Source organism: Acinetobacter sp. 24-47-64 (genome assembly GCF_057737055.1).
Genome location: NZ_CM173215.1, coordinates 2,441,073 through 2,457,872 on the forward strand (window position 1 = coordinate 2,441,073; position 16,800 = coordinate 2,457,872).

The following is a 16,800-nucleotide window of genomic DNA, read 5'->3' on the forward strand; positions in this document are numbered from 1 at the left end:
AAACACAAATAAAAATGAGCAAGGTTAACTTTTTTTAACGGAGCGAGTGTTTGTTTCTATATTCTATTTAATAACGTTCAAAAAACAGGTCTAAATATAGAGATGAAAATCTCTTTGGAGTAGGAATTTAATTTTTTGAATCATTACCATTTTTTATTATCAATAAATCCTAAACAACATTTTTTTATGATTAAGTCTATCCCTGATGACTAACACATAAAGCTCTATAAAATGGTGCTTAGATATGATTTTTTTGTTGCAATCGCGTCTCTATAATGAATTTTATTTTATTAGAATATTTTTCAAATGACGAAATAACAAATAAAATTCTTGTTCTTCAAAAATTAATTTATTCAGATTATTAGAATTTTATTTTTTTCATACCAGTTACTTTTGATTTCACATTTTTAAAAATAAAAAGAGGTCTCGAAAGACCTCTTTTCATTTGTTTAATTAAATTTGATTATATTTTAACAGATCATCGATCGCATAAAGACTGCTATCTGTATTTTGCAGAACAATAAGCTCAGTTGGGTTATATTTCGTTTTAGCCCCATCAGTATCAACACTAATCACCGTATTTGCACCATCTTGTTTGATCGTTACAAATTCACCAATGTTAGACGATGTAACATTCTGATCTTTTAATAAAGCAGAAATATCAACTCGATCACCTTCAGCTTGATTAAAGTCAGTCCAAATATCTGGACTTTCGGTATGTTGAGCTTGATTGAGCACATCATAAAGGACTGTATCAGCACCTTCACCAAGAGTAAAAGTATCGATTGAAGCAGATGCTTGTACGGTATCTGCCTCCTCACTTCCAGTTAACGTCATCGAAACATTAATTTCAAGTGTTGCAGATTGTGATGTTCCCGCTTTAGAAACTGTTGTATAGGTGAATGTTTCCAGACCTCCACTTAGACCTGATGGTTGATACTCATAGGTGCCATCTTTGAACACAGTAAGGACACCATGCTTACCTTGAACTGTGAACTCTTGACCACCTTTAGCTGGATCATTTACATAAAGCTCTTTAGATCCAATTTTCAGAATATCAATTTGGTCGATAGCTGTATCATTTTCAAATAAATCACCCTCAAGCAATGGTGTATCAGTTGGAGTAATATTATTGACCATTATTCCAGTAATTGATGCACTAGATACATTCACTGAATTAAATGTACCACTCGTTGTGTTAATTGAAATAACATAATCACCTGCATCGAGCACTTTGCCATCATCTAAAATAATTTCTGAGGCATAAGTCGTTGATGTCGAAGGATTCAATATTGTTCCAGCTGGCCATGTAATACTAACATTTCCGGTATAAACTTGTTCAAGCACTTGCTGTTCAACGCCGTTGACAAGCTGAGTAGTCACCTTATTAATCACAACACTCATTGAAGGATTATCATTAGTTAAAGTACGAGTGATATTCCCTTGGAGATCTAAGCTACTAATATAAGATCCTTCTTCAACTTTAAATTCTAATGTACGACTTGCAGATCCAATAATTCCAGATTCTACAGATTCATTGAGCGTTGAATAGTTTGCCGCTTGAACGTCTACAACTTCTGCATCGTTAGCTACTGTATTGGTATCAATCTTAATATTGAGAACTTCAATGTAAGTTGTGCCATCTGCTCGTTCCACTACAACCTCAAAACGATCAATCTCCCCATATGGTGGAGTCCAACCTACTGTACTTTGTGGAACTGTAACATTGTAGGTATAAGTACCGTCAGTATTAATATTGAGTGAGCCATATTGACCCTGTACAACTAAAGCTTCACCTTCAACCACATCAGTGTTATTTACCAATATTAATTTATCTGTCGTAATCGGAGTCGCATCACCTTGAACTGATCCAGTTATCGTTTCTGGGTTTGCATAATCGTAAATATTGACATCTGTAACTTGAGCTGAAGCTCCTCCAATTACGTTTACACCACTAGTTTGCTTGATAATACCAACGTAAGTACCCTCACCAAAACTCAATGTTACCGGGGTTGAAACACCACCGCCAATGAGCACTTGAACAAAATTTGGAATTTCGTGTACTTGAACCAACTGTTCAGTATTCTCATCTAAACGATAGATAACCAAACTAAATGTTGAAAGTATCGTTACCCCGCCCGCGGAACCGGTAAAGGTCATTTCTTGGAAAGTACCGTCTTCAACAGTGAAGTCCATGACACCTTCCGTACCAATTACACTTGCAGACAACACATCACCAGCAATACCTAGATCAAGTAAATTCAATGCGACTGCATTTGAAATACCTAATGCTTCGCCTGTGGTTTCAGTTAAATCAGGAGTAACATCAAGTAATACTGTATTATCAATGATGGCATTTTCATCTGTGGCAACACGCACTAATTCAATATTTAATTCAGCTGTGCGTTTTTCACCATTTGGTGCCGTTACCTCATATACAAAACGATCAACTTCACCGTAATCTCTAAATAATGGATCTACTGTATATGTATATTGTCCATTTTCAGAGATAGTTAAAGTGCCATACTCCCCTTTAATTGTTGCAATACCATCGGTAAATTGATTAATGGTATCTTCACCATGAATAACTCCACTGATTTTACTACCCTCTGGGACGACATCTGTACCATTTTGATAATCCTGATCCGTAATCACATTACCATTTATTGTTCCTGTCACAGCTTCTGGATTATTAAAATCACGTACAGCATCTGATTCAAATCTTAATGTATACCCCGTAGCAGCTGACAACCCTTGGCCGTTACCTAATACAATGAGCCACTCTCCTTCATCTAAAGAACGACTTATCGTTTCTGACACACCACCTAATACAACGAGATACCAATTATCAATTTTTTCTTTTAATTCATATTCACCAGTTGACTCATTTAACTTATACATAAATAAGTTCATCGTCCCTGCTGTAAGACCACCAGCATCAGCATAGAAACTAATATCTCTTTCGGTGCCTTCTTCGACTGAAAGGGAAACTGAAGAGCTAAATACGCTTTCAAGCACACTTGCATTTAACACTGGACCTAAGCCAACAGAACCCACTGTAAATCCTGTTGAGTTAAGCTCTGTTGGTGTTTCATTAACATCTACAGTCGGTGTGATATCCAATACCAATTGCACATCATTATTCGCTGTTGCAAATGGCTCAGGTACCTCAATATCTACGAGATCATCTATTCTTTCTTGCAATAGAGCTTTTGCAGCTTCAATCGCGTCTGAAGTTTGATCAATATTGTCTAATGCTTGTTGTGCAAGAGTTTTTGCTGCCTGAGCAGCTTCTAGGGACTCTTGCAATTTATCAGCCTCTGCCTGTGTTACAGTACCGTCTTGCAAGGCGTCAGCTAAATCCTCTTCAGCCGTTGTATAAGCTTCTTCAGCACTTTCTATTAAAGCTTCGACCCCCGCTAGTAAAGTATCAATATCATCAGAAATATCATTTTCATTTTGATCATTTACTGTTGGTAAAGTGATATCAACCAGATCATTTAAACGACCTTGTAGCGCATCTTTTTCTGCTTGTACTGCCTCAGGTAACGCTGTCACTTTTGTTTGTGCTTCTGTTTTCGAAGCAAGTGCATCATCACGTGCTTGAGTCAATGCAGTAAGTTCTGTTGGGGTGATTAAACCATCTGATTCGGCATCTGCTAGTGCTTGCTCTGCCTCAGCATATGCTGCTTCAGCCGCCTCTACTGCCTCTGTCGCTTCTTCAAGTGCTGCAACTGCATCATCCACACCATCTTCGTTTTCATCATTTACTGCTGGTAAAGTGATATCAACCAGATCATTTAAACGACCTTGTAGCGCATCTTTTTCTGTTTGTACTGCCTCAGGTAACGCTGTCACTTTTGTTTGTGCTTCTGTTTTCGCAGCAAGTGCATCATCACGTGCTTTAGTCAGTGCAGTAAGTTCTGTTGGGGTGATGAGACCATTGGCATTTGCATCGATCAGCGCTTGTTCTGCCGCAGCGTATGCTGCTTCTGCTGCCTCTACTGCTGCTTCAGCCGCTGCTAGAGCTTCACCAATATCATCAACAACACCATCTTCATCTTCGTCATTTACTGTTGGTAAAGTGATATCAACCAGATCATTTAAACGACCTTGTAGCGCATCTTTTTCTGCTTGTACTGCCTCAGGTAACGCTGTCACTTTTGTTTGTGCTTCTGTTTTCGAAGCAAGTGCATCATCACGTGCTTGAGTCAATGCAGTAAGTTCTGTTGGGGTGATTAAACCATCTGATTCGGCATCTGCTAGTGCTTGCTCTGCCTCAGCATATGCTGCTTCAGCCGCCTCTACTGCCTCTGTCGCTTCTTCAAGTGCTGCAACTGCATCATCCACACCATCTTCGTTTTCATCATTTACTGCTGGTAAAGTGATATCAACCAGATCATTTAAACGACCTTGTAGCGCATCTTTTTCTGTTTGTACTGCCTCAGGTAACGCTGTCACTTTTGTTTGTGCTTCTGTTTTCGCAGCAAGTGCATCATCACGTGCTTGAGTCAGTGCAGTAAGTTCTGTTGGGGTGATGAGACCATTGGCATTTGCATCGATCAGCGCTTGTTCTGCCGCAGCGTATGCTGCTTCTGCTGCCTCTACTGCTGCTTCAGCCGCTGCTAGAGCTTCACCAATATCATCAACAACACCATCTTCATCTTCGTCATTTACTGTTGGTAAAGTGATATCAACCAGATCATTTAAACGACCTTGTAGCGCATCTTTTTCTGCTTGTACTGCCTCAGGTAACGCTGTCACTTTTGTTTGTGCTTCTGTTTTCGCAGCAAGTGCATCATCACGTGCTTGAGTCAATGCAGTAAGTTCTGTTGGGGTGATGAGGCCATTGGCATTTGCATCGATCAGCGCTTGTTCTGCCGCAGCGTATGCTGCTTCAGCCGCCTCTACTGCTGCTTCGGCATCTGCCAATACTTGTTCGTACTCATCTGCTACGCCATCTTCGTTTTCATCATTTACTGTTGGTAAGGTGATGTCGACTAGATCATCTAAGCGTGCATCCAATGCGTCTTTGTCTGCTCCTTCTGGAAGTGCATCAACTTTCGCTTGTGCATCTTCTTTAGCAGCAAGTGCATCATCACGTGCTTGAGTCAGCTCAGTAAGTTCTGTTGGGGTGATTAAACCATCTGATTCGGCATCTGCTAGTGCTTGTTCTGCCTCAGCATATGCTGCTTCAGCCGCCTCTACTGCCTCTGTCGCTTCTTCAAGTGCTGCAACTGCATCATCCACACCATCTTCGTTTTCATCATTTACTGCTGGTAAAGTGATATCAACCAGATCATTTAAACGACCTTGTAGCGCATCTTTTTCTGTTTGTACTGCCTCAGGTAACGCTGTCACTTTTGTTTGTGCTTCTGTTTTCGCAGCAAGTGCATCATCACGTGCTTTAGTCAGTGCAGTAAGTTCTGTTGGGGTGATGAGACCATTGGCATTTGCATCGATCAGCGCTTGTTCTGCCGCAGCGTATGCTGCTTCTGCTGCCTCTACTGCTGCTTCAGCCGCTGCTAGAGCTTCACCAATATCATCAACAACACCATCTTCATCTTCGTCATTTACTGTTGGTAAAGTGATATCAACCAGATCATTTAAACGACCTTGTAGCGCATCTTTTTCTGCTTGTACTGCCTCAGGTAACGCTGTCACTTTTGTTTGTGCTTCTGTTTTCGCAGCAAGTGCATCATCACGTGCTTGAGTCAATGCAGTAAGTTCTGTTGGCGTGATGAGACCATTGGCATTTGCATCGATCAGCGCTTGTTCTGCCGCAGCGTATGCTGCTTCTGCTGCCTCTACTGCTGCTTCGGCATCTGCCAATACTTGTTCGTACTCATCTGCTACGCCATCTTCGTTTTCATCATTTACTGTTGGTAAGGTGATGTCGACTAGATCATCTAAGCGTGCATCCAATGCGTCTTTGTCTGCTCCTTCTGGAAGTGCATCAACTTTCGCTTGTGCATCTTCTTTAGCAGCAAGTGCATCATCACGTGCTTGAGTCAGCTCAGTAAGTTCTGTTGGGGTGATTAAACCATCTGATTCGGCATCTGCTAGTGCTTGCTCTGCCTCTGCATATGCTGCTTCTGCCGCCTCTACTGCTTCTGTCGCTTCTTCAAGTGCTGCAACTGCATCATCCACACCATCTTCGTTTTCATCATTTACTGCTGGTAAGGTGATGTCGACTAGATCATTTAAACGACCTTGTAGCGCATCTTTTTCTGCTTGTACTGCCTCAGGTAACGCTGTCACTTTTGTTTGTGCTTCTGTTTTCGCAGCAAGTGCATCATCACGTGCTTTAGTCAGTGCAGTAAGTTCTGTTGGGGTGATGAGACCATTGGCATTTGCATCGATCAGCGCTTGTTCTGCCGCAGCGTATGCTGCTTCTGCTGCCTCTACTGCTGCTTCAGCCGCTGCTAGAGCTTCACCAATATCATCAACAACACCATCTTCATCTTCGTCATTTACTGTTGGTAAAGTGATATCAACCAGATCATTTAAACGACCTTGTAGCGCATCTTTTTCTGCTTGTACTGCCTCAGGTAACGCTGTCACTTTTGTTTGTGCTTCTGTTTTCGCAGCAAGTGCATCATCACGTGCTTGAGTCAATGCAGTAAGTTCTGTTGGCGTGATGAGACCATTGGCATTTGCATCGATCAGCGCTTGTTCTGCCGCAGCGTATGCTGCTTCTGCTGCCTCTACTGCTGCTTCGGCATCTGCCAATACTTGTTCGTACTCATCTGCTACGCCATCTTCGTTTTCATCATTTACTGTTGGTAAGGTGATGTCGACTAGATCATCTAAGCGTGCATCCAATGCGTCTTTGTCTGCTCCTTCTGGAAGTGCATCAACTTTCGCTTGTGCATCTTCTTTAGCAGCAAGTGCATCATCACGTGCTTGAGTCAGCTCAGTAAGTTCTGTTGGGGTGATTAAACCATCTGATTCGGCATCTGCTAGTGCTTGCTCTGCCTCTGCATATGCTGCTTCTGCCGCCTCTACTGCTTCTGTCGCTTCTTCAAGTGCTGCAACTGCATCATCCACACCATCTTCGTTTTCATCATTTACTGTTGGTAAGGTGATGTCGACTAGATCATCTAAGCGTGCATCCAATGCGTCTTTGTCTGCTCCTTCTGGAAGTGCATCAACTTTCGCTTGTGCATCTTCTTTAGCAGCAAGTGCATCATCACGTGCTTGAGTCAGCTCAGTAAGTTCTGTTGGGGTGATTAAACCATCTGATTCGGCATCTGCTAGTGCTTGCTCTGCCTCTGCATATGCTGCTTCTGCCGCCTCTACTGCTTCTGTCGCTTCTTCAAGTGCTGCAACTGCATCATCCACACCATCTTCGTTTTCATCATTTACTGCTGGTAAGGTGATGTCGACTAGATCATTTAAACGACCTTGTAGCGCATCTTTTTCTGCTTGTACTGCCTCAGGTAACGCTGTCACTTTTGTTTGTGCTTCTGTTTTCGCAGCAAGTGCATCATCACGTGCTTGAGTCAGCTCAGTAAGTTCTGTTGGGGTGATTAAACCATCTGATTCTGCATCTGCTAGTGCTTGCTCTGCCTCTGCATATGCTGCTTCTGCTGCCTCTACTGCTGCTTCAGCCGCTGCTAGAGCTTCACCAATATCATCAACAACACCATCTTCATCTTCGTCATTTACTGTTGGTAAAGTGATATCAACCAGATCATTTAAACGACCTTGTAGCGCATCTTTTTCTGCTTGTACTGCCTCAGGTAACGCTGTCACTTTTGTTTGTGCTTCTGTTTTCGCAGCAAGTGCATCATCACGTGCTTGAGTCAATGCAGTAAGTTCTGTTGGCGTGATGAGGCCATTGGCATTTGCATCGATCAGCGCTTGTTCTGCCGCAGCGTATGCTGCTTCAGCCGCCTCTACTGCTGCTTCGGCATCTGCCAATACTTGTTCGTACTCATCTGCTACGCCATCTTCGTTTTCATCATTTACTGTTGGTAAGGTGATGTCGACTAGATCATCTAAGCGTACATCCAATGCGTCTTTGTCTGCTCCTTCTGGAAGTGCATCAACTTTCGCTTGTGCTTCTTCTTTAGCAGCAAGTGCATCATCACGTGCTTGAGTCAGCTCAGCAAGTTCTGTTGGCGTGATTAAACCATCTGATTCTGCATCTGCTAGTGCTTGCTCTGCCTCAGCATATGCTGCTTCAGCCGCCTCTACTGCCTCTGTCGCTTCTTCAAGTGTAATATCTTCGCCGTCTGGTACGCCATCACCATCTGCATCATTGACTTCAGGCAAGTCAATATTTACAAGAGCATCTAGACGATCTTGTAAACCATCTTTAATCGCTCCATTTGGCAATACATTTACCTTATCTTGAGCAACTTCTTTTGCATCAAGTGCAGCCTGTACTTTCTGTTCAAGAATACTGAGTTCAAGCGGGTTAATTAAGCCATCTTTTTGAGCCAAAGCTAAATTATTAAGAGCTTCAGCATATTTAGCTTCAGCTTCTTCTACAGCTGACTGCGCTTCCTGAATCGCTTCTGGTAAGCCATCTACAATGCCATCACCATCTGCGTCATTTACTTCAGGCAAACTTATGTCAGTCAGATCATCTAATCGATTTTGAAAGGCATCTTTCTGTTCCTGAACAGATTCAGGTAGAGCATTTACTTTACTTTGAGCAGTTGACTTAGCAATTTGTGCCTGCTCTAAAGCATTCTGTAAAGCATTAAGCTCTGTTGGATTAATTAATCCATCACGATTTGCAACAGTTAAAGCATTTTCAGCAGCTGCATACTTTGCTTCAGCCTCCGCAACAGCCAACTCTGCTTCAATGAGTGCTTCAGCGATATCATCTACGATACCATCATCATTTTCATCATTAATTTCAGGTAGGATGATATCCACTAAATCTTCAAGACGTTCCTGCAAAGCATCTTTTTGAGATTGAACTGATTCTGGTAATAAATTTGTTTTAGTTTCTGCTAAGGCTTTGGCACTCTCGAAAGCCTCTTTAGCTTGATCTAATTCCGCTCTTTCAGCAGGTGTAATCAGGCCGTTTTCATTCTTCTCTAAAATTAAATCTTTTAATGCTTCGTACGCTTGTTCAGCATTGGCTACAGCTTCTTCAGCATCTAGTAAAGCTTGCTCGAGATCATCTGGTACACCATCACCATTTTGATCATTAATTGCTGGCAACTCTTCATCAACCAAATCATCTAGTCGATCTTGTAAATCAGATTTTGCCTCGCCATCTACCAAGTTATCGACTTTATCTTGAGCAGCATCTTTAGCATCCTTTGCATCTTGTAATGCTTCCTCTAATTCAGCTTTTTCCTCAGGAGTAATTAACCCATCATTTAATTTATCTTCAATCAAATCTTTAAGATCTTGATAAGCTTTCTCTGCATCATTAACCAGCTGTTTTGCTTCTTCTAATTCATCGTTAATTGGTGGTTCTGGTTCCGGCGATACAGAATTAGATTTTTTATCAGAATCACTCATATTATCTGCAATAGCAACTACTCCAGCAGCTAATCCCCCTGCAATTAACCATGGAGTTAACCCTGTCAAAACTGTACTTGAGTTTCCAGCGATAAGTGCTGAAATATCATCAATTGGATAATATTTAATAGTCGAAGCTATTTCATTGGCAGCATCTGTGAACTCAACCCAATAAAGCTGACCATTGTCATTAAATAAAATATTATGACTATTTAAAGGATCCTCAAAATAACTTTCTACAACTAATTGTTCGCCATTTTTAAAATTAATAACTAAAGAATTTCCTTCTTTCTCAAAGTTTAAGACCTCTTCGATTGATGCATCAATTTTCACAATTGAGTTCTGGTTTAATACGATTTTATTAGCAGTAGTCTTTTCTAAAACCGCCCCATCGTTTTTTGATAATATTTCTAAATTTTTCATGACGTCACCCAGTATTATTAAGATATTCTTTAACCCTCTATTTTTTTATCAGATTGAGAATCAATGTAAACGTCATAAAAAGTCAGTTGAAAATCAACAAAAATTCATAGTTAAAAAAAATTTTTTACACCCCATTCGAGATTCTTAAAGCAATGTTTTTATTGAGAATATTTAAATTTATACAAAGTCACTATTTATAAATTAATAGTGAAAAAAATCTCATAATTTATTATTTTATATAAGTTAGACATAAAATTTTTAAATATTGCAAAAAAATACCAGAAACAAAATTACACTATTAATTAATTAAAGTTACATAATAAAACCTAATGAAACAATATTTTATCTCCTGAAACAAATTAAATTTTATTTATTTTCAAACACTTATTTTTACTAATTTATTTTTTCTATATAAAACATAAGGTTAGAATTAATGAGTTTATTTCAATTTTTTTATTCTTATTACTTCGAAATAACTTAAAAAATGGCCAAAAACACCATTGCAATGTGGAAGTTAAAATATATTTATAGAAATTTTCCAGCCGTTAAAATATTGTTTTATATTGATAATTTAAAAATCAGTTTTAAGTTATTAAGTTACTTTAAAATCAAAAACCGAGATTTAAATCTCGGTCTTTTAGATTCATTGATATTTTAGTTTGGAATTCTTAGAACCTGTCCCGGGAAAATATCATCTGCATTTTTAAGTAATGGTCGGTTTGCTTCAAAAATTTTGTTGTACTGATTTGCATCACCATAAAACTCTTTAGAAATTTTTGAAAGATTATCCCCTGATTTTACTGTATAGAATTTACTTTCAGGCTCTGGAGATGAAACAGTAAGTTGGTCATCGACTTGAGCAACATGATCAATATTTCCCACAGCCAAGATGATCTTTTCACGATCTGCTTGAGTTTGCACTTGTCCTTTTACAGTCGCTAAATCACTGCTTGCATTATAAGTCACAGACAGTCCTGTTACTGGTAAGCCAAGTGATTTAATATGCCCCAATAATTTATTCGCAATTTCTTGAGCAGATGGCTCTGCTGGCGTTGCTGGTGTAGCTTGTTGCTCAGCTGGTGCGGTATTTTTTTTCCCAATACCTCTCACAAAATCAAAAAGACCCATTGTTATTCTCCTATTGTTATTTCAGTTTGGTGATCAAATAATTTAGATCCCTTAATTTTTATACAGAAGAACTATACCTAACGCCGTTATCTTTCTTAAACTTAAGGTAACTTAATGTAATATTGCAATTTAATCCTTAATAAAAAAAAGCCACCATAAAGGTAGCTTTTAAGTTCGAAAAGAACTGAATCTGATGATTAAGCTAATTTCTTAGTTACATAATCGATAGCAGATTGAACAGTTGTAATTTCGTTAGAGTCTTCATCAGGAATAGTAATGTCGAAATCATTTTCGAAAGACATTACAAGCTCAACTAGATCTAGAGAGTCAGCACCTAAGTCATCCATGAAAGATGCTTCGTTTTTAATCTCTTCAGCTTTTAAGCCAAGTTGTTCAGCTACTGCTTGTTTGATACGTTGTTCGATATCGCTCACAGGAATTCTCCTCATTGCTTGTGGCGGCGTATAATGCCTATAGTTTAATTGAATCTTGATATATTTGAAAGTTTATACATCGCATTACGCCATGTATAAACCGCCATTCACGTGTAATACCGTACCAGTAATGTAACTTGCTTTATCAGAAGCAAGGAAACTTACTGCATTTGCGATATCTTGAGGCTGACCAAAACGGTTCAATGCCACTTGATCACTCATTTTTTTCTGAATTTCATCACTTAACTGTTCAGTCATCTCAGTTGCAATAAATCCAGGCGCGATACTATTGACAGTAATTTGACGACTGCCCATTTCTTTAGCCAAACTGCGGCTAAAAGCTTCAATCCCAGCCTTCGCAGCTGAATAATTTGCTTGACCTGGATTTGCAAAATGCGCAACGACAGAACTAATATTGATAATTCGTCCAAATCTCGCTTTCGTCATACCTTTCAATACACGTTTAGAGAGACGGAACACTGCTTTAAGATGAATATTTTGGATATCATCCCAATCATCTTCAGACATACGAAGCAGTAGATTATCTTTTGTGATACCTGCATTATTCACAAGAACAAGTACAGGACCAAAACTTTGTTCAATATCTGTAATGAGTGCATCAATTGCAGCTCCATCACGAACATCGAGTACTTTTCCTGCACCATGTTCAGCAAATTGTGTAGATAATTTTTCAGCACCAGAATCAGATGTAGCCGTACCTACAACAAAAAAGCCATCTTCGATCAGCTGTTGTGCAATCGCAGCACCAATACCACGGCTTGCACCTGTCACTAACGCGACTTTACGTTCCTGCGTCATGCAATTTTCCCTTCTGCAACTAATACAGTATTTAAAGCATCTTCTAAACGAGATTTAGTATCTAAAGGCAATGCTTTTTCAACATGTGCTAGACGTTTTGCTAAATTTGTTAATACATTCCCAGGACCACATTCAACAACATAGCTCACATCTTGATCAGCCAATACTTGAAGTGTTTTAGTCCATTGGACAGACTCATAAAGTTGTGATGTCAACGCTGTACGCAATTCATCAACACTGTCAGCCACTTGTGCATTGACATTTTGAATCACTGGAATGCGAGGTAATTGAATATCAACATCTGCTAAAGCTTTGGCAAACTCTGCTGCCGCTGGCTTCATTAATGAACAATGTGATGGTACTGATACTGGTAACGCAATTGCTTTTGCACCTTGCTCTTTTACCAAAGCCATTAACGCTTCAACTCGTGCAGTATCACCTGCCACCACAACTTGACCCTGTGCATTATAGTTTGCAGCCTCCACCGAACCCTCACCTTGAGCGGTGACTTGAGCACACAGTTCTACAACCTTAGCATCATCAAGACCAAGAATCGCAGCCATAGCACCTTGACCCTGAGGGACAGCATCTTGCATCAACTTACCGCGTAAGTTCACCAATTTAACTGCATCTTTTAAGCTTAAAGATTCTGCAGCAACCAATGCACTGTATTCACCCAGTGAATGTCCCGCTAAATATTTAGGAACGACACCACCAAGCTCTAACCATACACGCCATAAAGCAATGCTTGCTGTGAGCAGTACTGGTTGTGTAAATTCAGTTTGGTTTAACCCTTCACCACTTTGCGCAATGTGCCATAAATCAAAGCCGAGTGCTTCAGAAGCTTCAGCAAACGTTTCTTGCACACTACTAAACTGTTCTGCAAGCTCCGCTAACATTCCTGCTTTTTGAGAACCCTGTCCAGGAAAAACAAATGCAGTTTTGGTCGCAAGAACGGCTTGCTCGAGGCGTTTAGCAGACATATAAAAATCCTTTATTCAGAGCTTTGACTATTCAATTTTGATTCATTTCGATCATATTGAACATCAAACTCAAGTCTTAACTGATTTGATGGAGCGAAATTTATCATTAAAAAAAAGCTTTGGTAATTGCCAAATACAACAAAAAATAGAAATAAAAAAAGGGAGCTTACGCTCCCATTTTTTCTACTAAGCTTGACGCTTAATACATCACCAATTATTCAGCATCAGCTGCTTTAGCGAATAATTGACGACCACGGTAGACACCATCTTTAGTTACGTGGTGACGACGGTGAGTTTCACCAGTCGTTTGGTCTACTGTTAATGCATTCTCGGTTAAAGCGTCATGTGAACGGCGCATGTCACGGCGAGAGCGACTTTTACGGTTTTGCTGAACGGCCATGATGGCTCCTTACAAAGATCGAAAAAATGGATCAGAACAAATTCGATTGTCTTATACCTAAGAGTATAACACAAAAATTAGTTAAGTTTACCCTTCAAAGCTGCCAAAACACCAAACGGATTATCTCGTTTTTCTTCAACAACTTCTTCTTGGGCAGGTTGATGCTTATGCTCACAAGACTCATGTCTTGGTGACAAAGGAATCAACAATAACAATTCATCTTCTATGAGAGAAAGTAAATCAGCGGTTGCAGGTGCATCAAATGAACCTTTTGTCGTTGCTTCACTCTCACCTAAGACGATGAAATCAGCATCCTCATCCAAGCGCTCTATCAGTGACTCATCATCGACTAAAGCCAGATGAAAGTCCAATTCGAGAGGTAATTCAACAGTATCCAAACAACGTTGGCATTCCATTGGAACCTTCGTTTCAACACTACCATCAAGCCAAACGATACGATGATACGCATCCATTGATAGCTTACAGTCTATATTGATCAATTGATTATCAATTGACCCAACAGCTTCACGGGATATACGAACAAAGCGCGACAATGGCAGTGTACCTGACCATGTGAAGCCCTGTTCAGCCCATTTAAACGGCTCAATCTGTGCCGGAAAGGTATTTGCTGACATAATTAAGGCGGCAATTCTACAAATTCATAAGTACTCTGTCAAAGATTAAGATACAATTTTGCACTTATTCAGACAGATCATTTGGGTTAATCAAGTCATGCATCAGTTGCAGCCGCAACCTGAAGTCACAACTTCATTACAGTTACACTATCCTTCGACCTCAAATTTGACCGATCACTTAGACCGCGTGCAACTCGCACCTTGGGTAAATCTGCAAACAGAAGCTCAACAGGTAGACTGGCTTATCTTACACTTTAATCATTGGTTTTCCCACTTAAATGTCACATTAGTCAAAGGCGACTTTGAACCTGAATACTTCCCTGCCTCAGACCAACAACCCGCTCGCATCCAATTCGCACATGGATTTTTCAATAGTGCTTTACATGAAATAAGTCATTGGACAATCGCAGGGGATCATCGTCGCACTCTTCCTGATCTTGGCTACTGGTATGCACCAGATGGTCGAACCGCTGAACAACAAGCCCTATTTGAACAAGTCGAAATTAAACCTCAAGCAATTGAATGGATGTTTGCCACAGCCTTTGGTCGAAAATTCCGCGTTTCTCTGGACAATTTAACGGGTGAAGGTGGTGATGGACAGTCTTTTAAAGACAATGTTTATGCTCAAGTACAACGTTATTTTTCAGGTGAAGCTCAGCTTCCTCGAGATGCTCAACACTTTATTCAGTGCATCTGTAAGTGTCTCAGAAGTGGCAAAACATTACATTTGGATGAATTTTCTCGTGCATCGCTAGATTAAGTCTAGTAAATATATATTCATGACATTGAAGTGAATGTCCATGCACGCAATAATACGAAAAAATAATCAGGAGAAAATAAAATGCTTCATTTAAGAGTACATCCTGACAATCCACAATCTCGACTTATTACTCAAGCAGTAGAAAGAATACGTGCAGGCGATGTCGTGGTTTATCCAACAGATGCGGCCTATGCCATCGGATGCCAAATTGGTAATAAGCAAGCAATGGAACGAATTGCTCAAATCCGTGATCTTGGTGCTAAGCATCAATATGCGATCTTATGTGCGGATCTCTCAGATATTGCAACGTATGCAAAAGTGGATAATGCAACTTATCGTCTGCTTAAAAATAATACACCTGCGATTACCACCTTTATTTTGCAAGCGACAAGTGAAGTCCCTCGTCGCTTGATGCACCCCAAAAAGAAAACCATTGGTTTACGTGTACCGAGCAACCCAGTCTGTCAAATGCTTCTTAAAGAGCTGGGGGAACCTTTACTCACCAGCACCCTGATTCTTCCAGGTCAAACTGAGCCTTTGGATGATCCATATGAAATAGAACAACAATTAAGTAAAAGAATTGATGTTTTTATTGATAGTGGACTTGGTACATTAACTACGACAAGTATTGTTGATCTCTCAGGAAGTCAACCTGTTATTATCCGCCGTGGCGTGGGTGATGTGAGTGCTTTTGAGTAAAATGCCTCACCATTCATCTCGCTTTATTTAATTTACGCTGATTTTTCGTTATAAAATGCTTGGAGGGTCTTTATTTGTTGACCCTCTTGCGTAAAGTTGCTTGGTTCAAGCCAAGCTAAATAACTTTCTTTTAAAGTCAGCCACTCTTCATCCAACATTGAAAACCAAAGCGTGTTTCGGTTTCTTCCCTTGACCACTTTATGTTGTCTAAACATTCCTTCATATTGAAAACCGAATCGTAGTGCGGCTTTTTTGGAAGCTAAGTTCAACTCATGACACTTCCACTCTATACGCCTAAATCCTAAAGTAAAACACTCATTCAACAGTAAAAATAATACTTCTGTAGCAGCTCTAGACCGTTTTAAATCTGCTGAGAAATATACATTCCCAATTTCAACTACTCCATCATCCAACCCGATATTCATCAATGCGATCCACCCCACTGGTTTGTTCACTATGCGAATAACATAATAAATATTCCCCTGTGTTCCAAATTGCGATGAGAGTTTATATGACAAGTCTTCAATCGAAGTTGGCGCATCGTAAGGCAAATAGGTAAAGCTTGAAATAAACTCATCTGCAATCTTAATCGGGAATAGATTTCTCGCAAGCTCTTCAATATTTTCAATTAAATTTAAAGGATATAAATTTACATACGTTCCACTCAACGCTTTGAATGAGTCTATAGGGTGCGTATTTGAGTGAACTTTTATACCTACACTTTGTTCATATACATTTTGTTCTACTTTTTGAAAATTATTCATACTCTTTTACTTCTCGTCGAATACACACCAACAATGAATACCAGTTTACATTTATCAGTTAAAACACTAAATATATCTATATAACCTTAAAAAATACCACCTATTTATTTCAAATTTTTTATCGTAAAACTGCGGATAAAGATATATTCAGCACTCGATTTAATTTAGAATACCCATATTGTTTTTATGCTATTCGAATCACTGTCCTTTTACTGATTTCGATATGTGATCTCCTGAATCGCCCAACATGCTTTTGAAAATTCGCG

General features: G+C 39.7%; 10 protein-coding genes. 2 read left to right on the plus strand and 8 right to left on the minus strand.

Annotation, left to right across the window (positions count from 1 at the left end; all coding sequences use genetic code 11):
- Nucleotides 1-453: 453 nt before the first annotated feature.
- The 7 genes from AC1M85_RS11615 to AC1M85_RS11645 form a co-directional block, all read right to left on the minus strand.
- Nucleotides 454-9,912 (minus strand): BapA/Bap/LapF family large adhesin, encoded by a 9,459-nt coding sequence (locus AC1M85_RS11615; protein ID WP_488213114.1) that lies wholly within the window; start codon nucleotides 9,910-9,912, stop codon nucleotides 454-456.
- Nucleotides 9,913-10,566: 654 nt separating this feature from the next.
- On the minus strand, nucleotides 10,567-11,040 hold the full coding sequence (lysM, locus tag AC1M85_RS11620; protein ID WP_092767439.1) for a peptidoglycan-binding protein LysM: 474 nt from the start codon (nucleotides 11,038-11,040) through the stop codon (nucleotides 10,567-10,569).
- A 197-nt stretch (nucleotides 11,041-11,237) separates the two neighbouring features.
- Nucleotides 11,238-11,474 (minus strand): acyl carrier protein, encoded by a 237-nt coding sequence (gene acpP, locus AC1M85_RS11625; protein WP_035269198.1) that lies wholly within the window; start codon nucleotides 11,472-11,474, stop codon nucleotides 11,238-11,240.
- An 84-nt stretch (nucleotides 11,475-11,558) separates the two neighbouring features.
- A complete protein-coding gene (gene fabG / locus AC1M85_RS11630; protein WP_481589204.1) occupies nucleotides 11,559-12,293 on the minus strand; it encodes a 3-oxoacyl-ACP reductase FabG in 735 nt (244 codons plus the stop codon).
- On the minus strand, nucleotides 12,290-13,276 hold the full coding sequence (gene fabD / locus AC1M85_RS11635) for an ACP S-malonyltransferase (RefSeq protein WP_481952265.1): 987 nt from the start codon (nucleotides 13,274-13,276) through the stop codon (nucleotides 12,290-12,292). Before fabD ends, fabG begins: the two co-directional genes overlap by 4 nt.
- Nucleotides 13,277-13,490: 214 nt before the next feature.
- On the minus strand, nucleotides 13,491-13,676 hold the full coding sequence (rpmF, locus tag AC1M85_RS11640) for a 50S ribosomal protein L32 (protein ID WP_035269206.1): 186 nt from the start codon (nucleotides 13,674-13,676) through the stop codon (nucleotides 13,491-13,493).
- Nucleotides 13,677-13,753: 77 nt separating this feature from the next.
- Nucleotides 13,754-14,311: a YceD family protein gene (locus AC1M85_RS11645; protein WP_179999015.1), complete on the minus strand. Its 558-nt coding sequence runs from the start codon at nucleotides 14,309-14,311 to the stop codon at nucleotides 13,754-13,756.
- A 97-nt stretch (nucleotides 14,312-14,408) separates the two neighbouring features.
- Between AC1M85_RS11645 and AC1M85_RS11650 the strand changes: the two genes are divergently transcribed.
- Entirely contained in the window at nucleotides 14,409-15,071 is a 663-nt protein-coding gene (locus AC1M85_RS11650; protein ID WP_481953578.1) for an elongation factor P hydroxylase, read from the plus strand.
- An 81-nt stretch (nucleotides 15,072-15,152) separates the two neighbouring features.
- Nucleotides 15,153-15,770, plus strand: coding sequence for an L-threonylcarbamoyladenylate synthase (locus AC1M85_RS11655; RefSeq protein WP_488213115.1), 618 nt, complete (start codon nucleotides 15,153-15,155; stop codon nucleotides 15,768-15,770).
- A gap of 32 nt (nucleotides 15,771-15,802) precedes the next feature.
- On the opposite strand, the gene AC1M85_RS11660 is transcribed toward AC1M85_RS11655, so the two are convergent.
- Nucleotides 15,803-16,534 carry a GNAT family N-acetyltransferase gene (locus tag AC1M85_RS11660; protein WP_488213116.1) on the minus strand — a complete coding sequence of 244 codons (732 nt, stop codon included), beginning with the start codon at nucleotides 16,532-16,534 and terminating at the stop codon, nucleotides 15,803-15,805.
- Nucleotides 16,535-16,800: the final 266 nt, after the last annotated feature.

Bases quoted from the DNA above. Each gene is read 5' to 3' on its own strand.
- AC1M85_RS11645 (WP_179999015.1), bottom strand. From the start codon at position 14,311: ATGTCAGCAAATACCTTTCCGGCACAGATTGAGCCGTTTAAATGGGCT.
- AC1M85_RS11650 (WP_481953578.1), top strand. From the start codon at position 14,409: ATGCATCAGTTGCAGCCGCAACCTGAAGTCACAACTTCATTACAGTTA.
- fabD (WP_481952265.1), bottom strand. From the start codon at position 13,276: ATGTCTGCTAAACGCCTCGAGCAAGCCGTTCTTGCGACCAAAACTGCA.
- lysM (WP_092767439.1), bottom strand. From the start codon at position 11,040: ATGGGTCTTTTTGATTTTGTGAGAGGTATTGGGAAAAAAAATACCGCA.
- AC1M85_RS11655 (WP_488213115.1), top strand. From the start codon at position 15,153: ATGCTTCATTTAAGAGTACATCCTGACAATCCACAATCTCGACTTATT.
- AC1M85_RS11615 (WP_488213114.1), bottom strand. From the start codon at position 9,912: ATGAAAAATTTAGAAATATTATCAAAAAACGATGGGGCGGTTTTAGAA.
- rpmF (WP_035269206.1), bottom strand. From the start codon at position 13,676: ATGGCCGTTCAGCAAAACCGTAAAAGTCGCTCTCGCCGTGACATGCGC.
- fabG (WP_481589204.1), bottom strand. From the start codon at position 12,293: ATGACGCAGGAACGTAAAGTCGCGTTAGTGACAGGTGCAAGCCGTGGT.
- AC1M85_RS11660 (WP_488213116.1), bottom strand. From the start codon at position 16,534: ATGAATAATTTTCAAAAAGTAGAACAAAATGTATATGAACAAAGTGTA.